We start from the raw sequence: 14,902 nt of genomic DNA on the forward strand, positions 1-14,902 counted from the left end.
CGCTTGCTACCTATTGATATAGTGTTGAAGATAAGCCACATAGCCTGACAGGTAATGTTCTACATCATCAATCCGCACTCGGAAAGAGTGATGCCGAATAAAAAAACTGCCCACAATCGAATTCGGATGCTTAAAATACATCGCAAATTCCGGCCAAAAATAACCGTTTAAAAGATAATGGGCGCGCTTTTCTAAGGCTTGATAAAATTGCGGCAAATCAATCTGCGCCAACAAGGCCTCAAACTCTGGTTGAGTTTGAATTCGACTAATCATTTTATGCGCGGCCATCATTAATTCTAACAAGGTAGGATAGGTGGTAATCCGATTGGCTACAAAGTCTAGGTGATCCTTAACATTATCAATACCAAACTGATAATACTTTTTCTCTGGACGATAAATGGTTAATTCATTAACACAGTAGCTCAGCCAATGATCATGAATACGCCAATGTTCCTTTGCGATAAAATAGTCGAACGCTTTTTCAACTATTTTTATCCAACGCTCATCTCGAGTTAAACCATACAAGCGCATTAAACCAAACGCGGCTTCACCATCATAATAAATAATCCGAAAAGCTTGCTTTACCGACAAATCAGTTGCATTTAACACATGCAAAAACTGACCTGTACTCTGATCTTGCATGCTCTGAATACCCTTTGCAAGCTTCTCCAGCAAACCAAGGTACTGCTCATCCTCAGTTAACTCGGTATATTTAACCAACGCCAAAAGACAAACGGCATTACCGCCAAGTTTAATTTCATCGGCAACATCCACTAAAAAAGCAACTTCTTGCCCCTTGTCGAGTCGGTAGTTCTTTATCAGTGTTGATGTTAGATAGTCTAAGGAACGATCGATACTGCGTTTGAGGTCAGGGTTTTGTGTCACTTCCCAAGCTTCTAGCATCGAATAGGTTGTACTTGCATGACGTAACGCATTATAACTATTCACACGACGATCAAAACAAGGGTGAATACCATAGACAAACCGCCCGTTTTTTTTAACTTGTTTTGCTAAAAACTGACTTGAATTAGCAATCAGTTTTTCAACTACAGGGGGAGAAAGTTGATCTATTACTCGCCGCCCCGAATCCCGACCTTTAGAAATCAAAGCTTGAACAGGTTGATTAGCTTCAACAAAAATAGCCTGGGTAGTGAAACTAAAAACGGGATGATCGGCTGAAAAATCAAGTGTTAAATGGGGGTAGCGTTGTTTAGCATAACTCGCAAAGTTTTTTTGATTAATCACCGCATGGGGAATGTCTGCGCCGCCGTAAAGCATCGCATTGGCATTAAGCTCTTGTTCAAGAAATAGATGTTCAAAAGAAGCATCGAGTGCAATACCCTTACGAAAATAGTTTCGCTTTGATCCTTCAATATGCTGCTTCAAAGATGACCAGGTATTGGGAAAGACCTGGTCCACCCAATCAATGCGTAACCATTTAGGCGCTATTTTTTTCTTCTCTAATAGCATGCGTGTTTTTTTTACTAAGGATAACCAGGCCTGGTTAACAGACTGATCTACTTGATGCAAAACGACCGCTCGCTCAGACCCATCGGTCACCGACAAAACTAAACAAACCTGCTGATTCAGCCCTTTACAAACAAACACCGTTTCTGGTCGCAGATCCAATTCTGCTTTTGCGGCTACTAATAAATCGGACAAACTCATAGCAATCACCCTTAGTTAACTAGCCTGATTATACTATCCCTAAAAACAATCTATAAAAAAACCGGTGGTTTTAAGGCCACCGGTTTTGACACAAAAATAAGGTTTAACAATAATTAAACACTATTCAAGATCGATCTTCGCCATTAATGACTGCTCAATCTCTTCAAGATTATCATCAAAACCTAATGCATAACCTTCTAGTACCACGACCTGATCAACCGCACCTGGTTGTTTAAGGGTATTAAGCTCAATGACAACGTTATCACCATCAATTTTTACATTGATATTTCCATTCTCAAACAACTGCTGAACACTAGTTTCAGGTCCAAATAAATCACCAAAATGCAAGGTATTATTGCCATTACCAAAATCGGTAACGGTATCAATAAAGGTTTCAGTTTCAGATACATCCGCTAATGACCAAGCAAACACATCATCACCCAACCCGCCGGTTAGGAAATCATTACCTAAGCCACCGCGAAGGATATCGTCACCTTCCGTACCGATTATTTGGTCATTGCCATCAGTACCTGTAATCGTAAGCTTACCTGTAGCATCAATATCAATGCTATAAATATTGCCTTCAACTTCAGCTATTACAGAAACACTAATCAAGCCTTGATCTACTTCGCTTAAGACCTCATCGCTATAGATTGTAAACTCAATGATGTTATTTGTAACATTGACTTTATAAACCCCATCTTGATCAGGTTCAATACCTTGAATCCCGATATGGTTCGGCAGATTTACTTCAATAGAGCTATTGATTAAGTTCAATTCTGAAACATTTAGCGTTACCGCTGTTTGATACCCTAGCAGGTCACCTGATGTGGCTTCAGTAGTAAACACATAAGGCTCAGTAAATAAGCTGGAATCAAGCGCTCCCGTATTCAGATCATAATTAGCATTGTTTGTTAATAGCGCGAGCACATTCCCTACTGCGCTGAACAAACCTAACTTGATACCTAGTGAATCGTACACACTGGTTGCAGCTTTGATCACATACTGATCAACAGTGGCATTGTATTTTGCCTCGATCGCTGCTATAAATTTGCTTGGATCTGTAGGATCTTTTACATCGCCACCGTAGTTGTCGATTTTGACACTAAACTTATTCCCTTCCTGATCAGTTAAGAAATACTTAACATGAGAAATACCATGCTTAAGTGCTTCAACAGTAACATCTATCGGTGCATAAAGTGGAATAGATGCGCCTAAATCAATGTGTAAGCCAATCGGTAGGTTAATGTATTCAATATGACCAGGGTCAACAGGATCCGTTACTACTGGACAAATTTCTACATCTAACGAAGTTGAATCACTCACATTTCCGGCAATATCAGTTTGACGGGCGATGATATCACCATCTTGGTACTCACCCTCAGGTAATACAAAACTATCACCCTGACCCTCTAACCAAGTGACACCAGCATCCAACGAGTACTCCCAGAAGTGGATATCATCGACAAAACCACTAACCTGAACCATACCCTCAGTTGACACAGTGAATGCCGAAGGTGTAATAGTGTAGAAACTGACTTCACCAACTAACGTCTGTTCTGGACTAAACCCGTTAAAACTTTCTACACTTTCATAGATTGCAAAATTAGACGTACTTAATGCTACCGGATCCGCGCCATCAACTGAAACCTCAGTTCTATAACTACCAGGCCCGGATTCATTATGGTGATAAATGGCTAAATCATAATAGCCAGAAGCGGGGGCAGTAAATGCACCAGAGTAATACCCCTGTCCTTCACCCCAACGTGCAGAAGCAACGTCTTGTCCACCAATATTGATCAAGAAGCTATCATCTGCTTGCCCACTAAAGGTATAGACCTTACCTTCTTCTAAGAAAATCAATCCACTAATTAGCGTCGCTGTTCCGGCAGGAATAACAGCAGGAACAGTGTGGCCCGTTGCATTACTACCCCATGAGTCAACTAAGTTTATATTAGTAGGCTCTTGCGCTGGTGCACTCCCTATCACTTGTTTTAGTTGATCGATATTCGCACCAAGACCATTATTAAAAGTGGAACTACCTTGATTTAATTCAGCGAGATCTGTCCATTCACGTTTTAGAAGACCATTAACCAGCGGCAATTCCGCTGTTAGTTCACAATTTGTGATCGTTAAGGTTAATGGATCTACCGTTTGATCTACCGTCACATCAAACATTAAACCAGGTTCACTTGTAATCGAGCCCAATGTTTGCGTTACCTGTACTTGACCAGCTGTGTATTGTCCTTCTGGAAGCTCAAACTGCGTTCCTTCACCAGGAATCCAACTATTTCCGCCGTCTAGGCTGTAATGCCATGATGAACCAAGAACAAGTCCATCAACATTGACAGTACCATCATATGTTATTGCGTCAGATCCACTCAAACCTGTGTCCTTATCAAGACTCAATATAGGTGCAGGAACAGTTGAAACAACATCACCAAGGTTAACAGTTAAGGTTGATGAAACGCTATCACCGTCTGCATCTTTTAATGTATAGGTAAACACATCACTTTGGCCCTGAATATCTGTAGCACCCTCATTAAGTCTATAGGTGTATTCTCCAAGTTCATTAACCGTTAGAACGCCAAATGCACCTTGGATCTGACCATCAACCATACCCTCCCAAACAACAGCATCTTCTGCAGCAGGACCATCCGCACCAAACTGATAGTTAACCACACCCGAAACTTCCGAGGCGACATCTGGCGCAGTCAATTTTGCTTTAAGCTCAAAAGTATTAGACTTATTCTCCAACGTTTTAACAGTAGAAACCGTGTTTCCATTTTGATCTACAAACCCTAAAACCTGGAACTCATAGGTCTTACCATTGACTTCAATCTGCTGAACGGTTGATGGATTTTTAATAGTCACAATATCAGCATCATCCCAAATATTTTTACCTTTGTTCGGTGTTTCATTGTGATCAAACTGAATAACATGGTTTATGGTTGTGGAAACGCCATCAATCATAATATTAAATTGTAATTCCAGATCAACACCTGTGATCTGAGTGCCACTTTGTATTGGGAAGTTGTTATGAGTGAATGAACCAAGAACAAACTCACCACTCACCTCAGTACCCGCTCCAATTAAGTCATTATTATCATCGAATGTATAATTTGACTGATTTTGACTTGTCGCACCCCAGCTAATTACATCATCAATACCAGGATCGGTATTATTAACGGTGTACGAGCCGCTCTGAGGGTTAACCCAACTTGCTTCCAAACCAGTAAGCAAAGTGACAGGCGCGTCTAAATCAAGTGAAACAGTAATAGGTTCGGCAACAGGCATATCATCTTCGATATTTATGACAAATGTACCTGTAATATTCTGTGATGCCTCACCTATTGCAGTTACACCGACACTCATCGACAACACATCTTCAACATCTTGCACCGGGTGGTCAAGAGGTGCCTTAATTTCAGCAGTATAAAAGCCTAACGAATCAATACTGATTGTTATAACTTCGACATCGCCAGCAAAACCTTTTAGCAAATTTGTTCCAGCACCCTGCCAAACAATCGGATTGCCACCAGAACTAAACATTTCGGTTGGTGCAGTCAACTTGAAGCTCAATGAACTTGCCGCTATGCCTGATAAATCAAACTGACCTGAATACTCTTTAGCATCCGTCGTATCAACGGGATCACCCGAATCATCAGGAATGCCATCTGGCAATCCTTCTTCCGAGAGATTAATAACCTTAGTACCAAGGTCAACATCTTGAACTGGATCATTTTTACCAATGATAGTAATAACCGCCGTTGCTTTACTGTCTGTTTGGCTCAAAGGATCTGCAGGGTCATAAATCGAGTTGCCAAATTCATCCTCGATGCGATATGTAAAGGAAACCTTGTGTATTTGGCCTGCTGATAAATAATCAAACGCGCCATTAGTGTCAAATGTAAATGAGCCATCAGCGTTAACAGTTAAAAGCCCGCCCTCAATATTAATCGGTTGACCGACATTGACAGATTCGCCATTTACTTTGATAAGTGTAATTGCATCACCTTCTGGATCAACGTCATTAGCTAGCACACCTTGAGCCGCTGAAATACTTAAAACACCATCCTCTTCCACCATATAACTGGTATTCATACTAGCCGGCCCTGATGCCTGAATGCCCCATACAAAGTAATCCGATGAATCTATTCCACCTGATGAGGGGTCACCATTTGCATACTCAACCGCAGACATACGAATCTGATTAAACGCAAAATTACCTGTATCAATGTTAATGGTAGCTAAACCATTACTGGTTCCCTCTACCGTACCAGAAGCGACAACTTGGCCGTTATAAAGTGCTTCCCACTTAGCAACTTCTTTGGTTCCACTCTCTGTAAATAAATTGGCGAGCTTGATTTCAGCCTGGTTTAAATTGCCATTAAATTCATATAGCAAAGACTCAGACGAATCCGTAGCCGAATCATACTCAAGTTGCTGTGACGGCCAACCAGCAGTGCCGCGTGCCTGATCTTCCACACCCATTTTATTGCTAGCGTCTGTATAAATAGTTCCAATATCCCCGTTTGCTTGATAAGCAGTAACAGTGATTGACTGACCTGTAGAATCAGGATTGCCCCAATCATCAACACCAGAAATATTTCCTATAGTGGCTAAGTAAATCTCACCCTCAGGATCGTCAACTGCTATCGGTGGTTGATTATCAGCATCAGCATCAGCATCCGCATCCGCGTCAGCATCGGCGTCAGCATCGGCGTCAGCATCGGCGTCAGCATCGGCGTCAGCATCGGCGTCAGCATCGGCGTCAGCATCGGCGTCAGCATCGGCGTCAGCATCGGCGTCAGCATCGGCGTCAGCATCGGCGTCCGCATCGGCATCGGCGTCCGCATCGGCATCGGCGTCGGCGTCGGCATCCGCATCGGCATCCGCATCGGCATCCGCATCGGCATCGGCGTCGGCGTCGGCGTCAGCATCGGCGTCAGCATCGGCGTCAGCATCGGCGTCAGCATCGGCGTCAGCATCGGCGTCAGCATCGGCGTCAGCATCAGCATCAGCATCGGCATCAGCATCGGCATCGGCATCGGCATCGGCGTCAGCATCGGCATCGGCGTCAGCATCGGCATCGGCATCCGCATCGGCGTCCGCATCGGCATCGGCATCCGCATCGGCATCGGCGTCGGCGTCGGCGTCGGCATCCGCATCGGCATCCGCATCGGCATCCGCATCGGCATCGGCGTCGGCATCCGCATCGGCATCCGCATCGGCATCCGCATCGGCATCAGCATCAGCATCAGCATCAGCATCAGCATCAGCATCAGCATCGGCGTCCGCATCGGCATCGGCGTCCGCATCGGCATCGGCGTCCGCATCGGCATCGGCGTCCGCATCGGCGTCCGCATCGGCATCGGCATCGGCATCGGCATCGGCATCGGCGTCAGCATCGGCATCGGCATCCGCATCGGCATCAGCATCGGCATCGGCGTCCGCATCGGCATCGGCGTCAGCATCCGCATCGGCATCGGCGTCAGCATCGGCATCGGCATCGGCATCGGCATCGGCATCGGCATCGGCGTCCGCATCGGCATCGGCGTCAGCATCGGCGTCAGCATCCGCATCGGCATCGGCGTCAGCATCGGCGTCAGCATCGGCGTCAACATCGGCATCCGCATCGGCGTCAGCATCGGCGTCAGCATCGGCGTCAGCATCGGCGTCAGCATCGGCATCAGCATCGGCATCCGCATCAGCATCAGCATCGGCATCCGCATCAGTATCGGTATCCGTGTCGGTATCGGTATCGGTATCGGTATCGGTATCAGTATCGGTATCAGTATCGGTATCCGTGTCGGTATCCGTGTCGGTATCCGTGTCCGTGTCCGTGTCCGTGTCCGTGTCCGTGTCCGTATCGGTGTCAGTATCTGTATCCGTGTCAGTGTCAGTATCGGTATCCGTGTCGGTGTCCGTATCGGTATCCGTGTCGGTGTCCGTATCGGTATCCGTATCAGTATCCGTATCCGTATCGGTATCAGTATCCGTATCGGTATCAGTATCCGTATCGGTATCAGTATCCGTATCGGTGTCAGTGTCCGTATCGGTGTCAGTATCCGTATCGGTATCGGTATCTGTGTCAGTATCTGTGTCAGTATCTGTGTCAGTATCTGTGTCAGTATCGGTATCCGTATCAGTATCGGTGTCCGTATCCGTATCCGTATCCGTATCCGTATCCGTGTCCGTGTCCGTGTCCGTGTCCGTGTCCGTGTCCGTGTCCGTATCGGTGTCAGTATCTGTATCCGTGTCAGTGTCAGTATCGGTATCCGTGTCGGTGTCCGTATCGGTATCCGTGTCGGTGTCCGTATCGGTATCCGTATCAGTATCCGTATCCGTGTCGGTATCCGTATCGGTGTCCGTATCCGTGTCGGTATCGGTATCCGTGTCGGTATCGGTATCCGTGTCAGTATCGGTATCCGTATCAGTGTCCGTATCTGTGTCAGTATCTGTGTCAGTATCTGTGTCGGTATCCGTATCCGTATCGGTGTCGGTATCGGTATCGGTATCCGTGTCAGTATCGGTATCCGTGTCAGTATCGGTATCCGTGTCAGTATCGGTATCCGTGTCAGTATCGGTATCCGTATCGGTGTCAGTATCGGTATCCGTATCAGTATCCGTATCGGTGTCAGTATCCGTATCGGTGTCAGTATCCGTATCGGTGTCAGTATCCGTATCGGTATCAGTATCCGTATCGGTGTCAGTATCCGTATCGGTATCAGTATCCGTATCCGTATCGGTATCAGTATCCGTATCGGTATCAGTATCCGTATCGGTATCAGTATCCGTATCGGTGTCAGTGTCCGTATCGGTGTCAGTATCCGTATCGGTATCGGTATCTGTGTCAGTATCTGTGTCAGTATCTGTGTCAGTATCTGTGTCAGTATCGGTATCCGTATCAGTATCGGTGTCCGTATCCGTATCCGTATCCGTATCCGTATCCGTATCCGTGTCCGTGTCCGTGTCCGTGTCCGTGTCCGTGTCCGTGTCCGTGTCCGTATCGGTGTCAGTATCTGTATCCGTGTCAGTGTCAGTATCGGTATCCGTGTCGGTGTCCGTATCGGTATCCGTGTCGGTGTCCGTATCGGTATCCGTATCGGTATCCGTATCCGTGTCGGTATCCGTATCGGTGTCCGTATCCGTGTCGGTGTCCGTATCCGTGTCGGTATCGGTATCCGTGTCGGTATCCGTGTCGGTATCCGTGTCCGTATCGGTGTCCGTATCCGTATCGGTGTCAGTGTCCGTATCGGTGTCAGTGTCCGTATCGGTGTCCGTATCCGTATCGGTGTCAGTGTCCGTATCAGTGTCTGTATCAGTGTCTGTATCAGTGTCCGTATCTGTGTCCGTATCTGTGTCCGTATCTGTGTCCGTATCTGTGTCCGTATCTGTGTCAGTATCGGTATCCGTATCGGTATCCGTGTCGGTATCCGTGTCGGTATCCGTGTCCGTATCCGTGTCAGTGTCAGTATCGGTATCCGTGTCGGTGTCCGTATCGGTATCCGTGTCGGTGTCCGTATCGGTATCCGTATCGGTATCCGTATCCGTGTCGGTATCCGTATCGGTGTCCGTATCCGTGTCGGTATCGGTATCCGTGTCGGTATCGGTATCCGTGTCAGTATCGGTATCCGTATCAGTGTCCGTATCTGTGTCAGTATCTGTGTCAGTATCTGTGTCGGTATCCGTATCCGTATCGGTGTCGGTATCGGTATCGGTATCCGTGTCAGTATCGGTATCCGTGTCAGTATCGGTATCCGTGTCAGTATCGGTATCCGTATCGGTGTCCGTATCTGTGTCAGTATCGGTATCCGTATCAGTATCCGTATCGGTGTCAGTATCCGTATCGGTGTCAGTATCCGTATCGGTATCAGTATCCGTATCGGTGTCAGTATCCGTATCGGTATCAGTATCCGTATCCGTATCGGTATCAGTATCCGTATCGGTATCAGTATCCGTATCGGTATCAGTATCCGTATCGGTGTCAGTGTCCGTATCGGTGTCAGTATCCGTATCGGTATCGGTATCTGTGTCAGTATCTGTGTCAGTATCTGTGTCAGTATCTGTGTCAGTATCGGTATCCGTATCAGTATCGGTGTCCGTATCCGTATCCGTATCCGTATCCGTATCCGTGTCCGTGTCCGTGTCCGTGTCCGTGTCCGTGTCCGTGTCCGTATCGGTGTCAGTATCTGTATCCGTGTCAGTGTCAGTATCGGTATCCGTGTCGGTGTCCGTATCGGTATCCGTGTCGGTGTCCGTATCGGTATCCGTGTCGGTGTCCGTATCGGTATCCGTATCGGTATCCGTATCCGTGTCGGTATCCGTATCGGTGTCCGTATCCGTGTCGGTGTCCGTATCCGTGTCGGTATCGGTATCCGTGTCGGTATCCGTGTCCGTGTCGGTATCCGTGTCCGTATCGGTGTCCGTATCCGTATCGGTGTCAGTGTCCGTATCGGTGTCAGTGTCCGTATCGGTGTCCGTATCCGTATCGGTGTCAGTGTCCGTATCAGTGTCTGTATCAGTGTCTGTATCAGTGTCCGTATCTGTGTCCGTATCTGTGTCCGTATCTGTGTCCGTATCTGTGTCCGTATCTGTGTCAGTATCGGTATCCGTATCGGTATCGGTATCCGTGTCGGTATCCGTGTCGGTATCCGTGTCCGTATCGGTGTCCGTGTCCGTGTCCGTGTCCGTGTCGGTGTCCGTATCGGTATCCGTGTCGGTGTCCGTATCGGTATCCGTATCGGTATCCGTATCCGTGTCGGTATCCGTATCGGTGTCCGTATCCGTGTCGGTATCGGTATCCGTGTCGGTATCGGTATCCGTGTCGGTATCGGTATCCGTGTCAGTATCGGTATCCGTATCAGTGTCCGTATCTGTGTCAGTATCTGTGTCAGTATCTGTGTCGGTATCCGTATCCGTATCGGTGTCGGTATCGGTATCGGTATCCGTGTCAGTATCGGTATCCGTGTCAGTATCGGTATCCGTGTCAGTATCGGTATCCGTATCGGTGTCCGTATCGGTGTCAGTATCGGTATCCGTATCAGTATCCGTATCGGTGTCAGTATCCGTATCGGTGTCAGTATCCGTATCGGTATCAGTATCCGTATCGGTGTCAGTATCCGTATCGGTGTCAGTATCCGTATCGGTATCAGTATCCGTATCGGTATCAGTATCCGTATCGGTATCAGTATCCGTATCGGTGTCAGTGTCCGTATCGGTGTCAGTATCCGTATCGGTATCGGTATCTGTGTCAGTATCTGTGTCAGTATCTGTGTCAGTATCTGTGTCAGTATCGGTATCCGTATCAGTATCGGTGTCCGTATCCGTATCCGTATCCGTATCCGTATCCGTGTCCGTGTCCGTGTCCGTGTCCGTGTCCGTGTCCGTGTCCGTATCGGTGTCAGTATCTGTATCCGTGTCAGTGTCAGTATCGGTATCCGTGTCGGTGTCCGTATCGGTATCCGTGTCGGTGTCCGTATCGGTATCCGTATCGGTATCCGTATCCGTGTCGGTATCCGTATCGGTGTCCGTATCCGTGTCGGTGTCCGTATCCGTGTCGGTATCGGTATCCGTGTCGGTATCCGTGTCCGTGTCGGTATCCGTGTCCGTATCGGTGTCCGTATCCGTATCGGTGTCAGTGTCCGTATCGGTGTCAGTGTCCGTATCGGTGTCCGTATCCGTATCGGTGTCAGTGTCCGTATCAGTGTCTGTATCAGTGTCTGTATCAGTGTCCGTATCTGTGTCCGTATCTGTGTCCGTATCTGTGTCCGTATCTGTGTCCGTATCTGTGTCAGTATCGGTATCCGTATCGGTATCGGTATCCGTGTCGGTATCCGTGTCGGTATCCGTGTCCGTATCGGTGTCCGTGTCCGTGTCCGTGTCCGTGTCGGTGTCCGTATCGGTATCCGTGTCGGTGTCCGTATCGGTATCCGTATCGGTATCCGTATCCGTGTCGGTATCCGTATCGGTGTCCGTATCCGTGTCGGTATCGGTATCCGTGTCGGTATCGGTATCCGTGTCGGTATCGGTATCCGTGTCAGTATCGGTATCCGTATCAGTGTCCGTATCTGTGTCAGTATCTGTGTCAGTATCTGTGTCGGTATCCGTATCCGTATCGGTGTCGGTATCGGTATCGGTATCCGTGTCAGTATCGGTATCCGTGTCAGTATCGGTATCCGTGTCAGTATCGGTATCCGTATCGGTATCCGTATCGGTGTCCGTATCGGTGTCAGTATCGGTATCCGTATCAGTATCCGTATCGGTGTCAGTATCCGTATCGGTGTCAGTATCCGTATCGGTATCAGTATCCGTATCGGTGTCAGTATCCGTATCGGTGTCAGTATCCGTATCGGTATCAGTATCCGTATCGGTATCAGTATCCGTATCGGTATCAGTATCCGTATCGGTGTCAGTGTCCGTATCGGTGTCAGTATCCGTATCGGTATCGGTATCTGTGTCAGTATCTGTGTCAGTATCTGTGTCAGTATCTGTGTCAGTATCGGTATCCGTATCAGTATCGGTGTCCGTATCCGTATCCGTATCCGTATCCGTATCCGTGTCCGTGTCCGTGTCCGTGTCCGTGTCCGTGTCCGTGTCCGTATCGGTGTCAGTATCTGTATCCGTGTCAGTGTCAGTATCGGTATCCGTGTCGGTGTCCGTATCGGTATCCGTGTCGGTATCAGTATCCGTATCGGTGTCAGTATCCGTATCGGTATCAGTATCCGTATCCGTATCGGTATCAGTATCCGTATCGGTATCAGTATCCGTATCGGTATCAGTATCCGTATCGGTGTCAGTGTCCGTATCGGTGTCAGTATCCGTATCGGTATCGGTATCTGTGTCAGTATCTGTGTCAGTATCTGTGTCAGTATCTGTGTCAGTATCGGTATCCGTATCAGTATCGGTGTCCGTATCCGTATCCGTATCCGTATCCGTATCCGTGTCCGTGTCCGTGTCCGTGTCCGTGTCCGTGTCCGTGTCCGTGTCCGTGTCCGTATCGGTGTCAGTATCTGTATCCGTGTCAGTGTCAGTATCGGTATCCGTGTCGGTGTCCGTATCGGTATCCGTGTCGGTGTCCGTATCGGTATCCGTATCAGTATCCGTATCCGTATCGGTATCAGTATCCGTATCGGTATCAGTATCCGTATCGGTATCAGTATCCGTATCGGTGTCAGTGTCCGTATCGGTGTCAGTATCCGTATCGGTATCGGTATCTGTGTCAGTATCTGTGTCAGTATCTGTGTCAGTATCTGTGTCAGTATCGGTATCCGTATCAGTATCGGTGTCCGTATCCGTATCCGTATCCGTATCCGTATCCGTGTCCGTGTCCGTGTCCGTGTCCGTGTCCGTGTCCGTGTCCGTATCGGTGTCAGTATCTGTATCCGTGTCAGTGTCAGTATCGGTATCCGTGTCGGTGTCCGTATCGGTATCCGTGTCGGTGTCCGTATCGGTATCCGTATCGGTATCCGTATCCGTGTCGGTATCCGTATCGGTGTCCGTATCCGTGTCGGTGTCCGTATCCGTGTCGGTATCGGTATCCGTGTCGGTATCCGTGTCGGTATCCGTGTCCGTATCGGTGTCCGTATCCGTATCGGTGTCAGTGTCCGTATCGGTGTCCGTATCGGTATCCGTATCGGTGTCAGTGTCCGTATCAGTGTCTGTATCAGTGTCTGTATCAGTGTCTGTATCAGTGTCTGTATCAGTGTCCGTATCAGTGTCCGTATCTGTGTCCGTATCTGTGTCCGTATCTGTGTCCGTATCTGTGTCCGTATCTGTGTCCGTATCTGTGTCCGTGTCCGTGTCCGTGTCCGTGTCCGTGTCCGTGTCCGTATCGGTGTCAGTATCTGTATCCGTGTCAGTGTCAGTATCGGTATCCGTGTCGGTGTCCGTATCGGTATCCGTGTCGGTGTCCGTATCGGTATCCGTGTCGGTGTCCGTATCGGTATCCGTATCGGTATCCGTATCCGTGTCGGTATCCGTATCGGTGTCAGTATCTGTGTCAGTATCCGTATCTGTGTCAGTATCGGTATCTGTGTCAGTATCGGTATCGGTATCCGTGTCGGTATCGGTATCGGTATCGGTATCCGTATCGGTATCCGTATCGGTATCCGTGTCGGTATCCGTGTCGGTATCCGTGTCGGTATCCGTGTCGGTATCCGTGTCAGTATCGGTATCCGTGTCGGTATCCGTGTCGGTATCCGTGTCGGTGTCGGTGTCAGTGTCCGTATCGGTGTCCGTATCCGTGTCCGTATCGGTGTCGGTGTCAGTGTCCGTATCGGTGTCCGTATCCGTGTCCGTATCGGTGTCGGTGTCAGTGTCCGTATCCGTATCCGTATCCGTGTCCGTATCCGTGTCCGTATCCGTGTCCGTATCCGTGTCAGTATCCGTATCGGTGTCAGTGTCCGTATCGGTGTCAGTGTCCGTATCGGTGTCAGTGTCAGTATCCGTATCTGTATCAGTATCCGTGTCAGTATCGGTGTCCGTATCGGTGTCAGTGTCCGTATCGGTGTCCGTATCCGTATCGGTGTCAGTGTCCGTATCAGTGTCTGTATCAGTGTCTGTATCAGTGTCCGTATCGGTGTCCGTATCTGTGTCCGTATCGGTATCCGTATCGGTATCCGTATCGGTATCCGTATCGGTATCCGTGTCGGTATCCGTGTCGGTATCCGTGTCGGTATCGGTATCCGTGTCAGTATCAGTATCTGTGTCAGCCTCAGCTCCAGCAAATGCTATTTCATTTTGCTCGGATTCAAACTCAGAATCAAAGCTAGCGGGATCGGTATTTTCCTCTACCCTTTCGAGCTGAACAAAGCCACTACCATCGTCACCTGCAGCCCCACCTGCACCAGCCGCAGGCGCGTCTAACTCCTCAAGTAAATCACCGTCACCGTCTAAAATGGCTAACAAATCTGTAACAGCCGCTTCATCAATAAGACCGGCTTCATCAACTGAAAAACCAGGCAACATATCCTCAGCAAGAATAAATGTTGAGTTCGACGGCAACTCTATAAGTTCACCGTTAATATTTATTACTACCGATGACCCGTCCCCAGTAATAATTTCCTGACCCAGAAAAACATCATCACCCGTGTTTAATGCAATAACACCAGATGATGGATCTTGAATTGAAACTTCACCTGAAACCTTTTCAATTTGACCGATTACTGTAGACATGATCATCACTCCCCACCTAAGAAATTTATTCTTAGGTTCTCAATTTTGTTTTTTA

The 14,902-nt window shown here is 48.1% G+C and carries 2 protein-coding genes; both read right to left on the reverse strand.

The features are described from left to right. Window positions 1-6: 6 nt before the first annotated feature. On the reverse strand, window positions 7-1,668 hold the full coding sequence (locus JX580_RS07395) for a hypothetical protein (protein ID WP_248849911.1): 1,662 nt from the start codon (window positions 1,666-1,668) through the stop codon (window positions 7-9). Window positions 1,669-1,788: 120 nt separating this feature from the next. After that, complete coding sequence (locus tag JX580_RS07400; RefSeq protein WP_248849912.1) at window positions 1,789-14,847, reverse strand: hypothetical protein; 13,059 nt, start codon at window positions 14,845-14,847, stop codon at window positions 1,789-1,791. Window positions 14,848-14,902: the final 55 nt, after the last annotated feature.

The sequence above is a fragment of the Thiomicrospira microaerophila genome, from assembly GCF_023278225.1.
GTDB lineage: Bacteria > Pseudomonadota > Gammaproteobacteria > Thiomicrospirales > Thiomicrospiraceae > Thiomicrospira > Thiomicrospira microaerophila_A.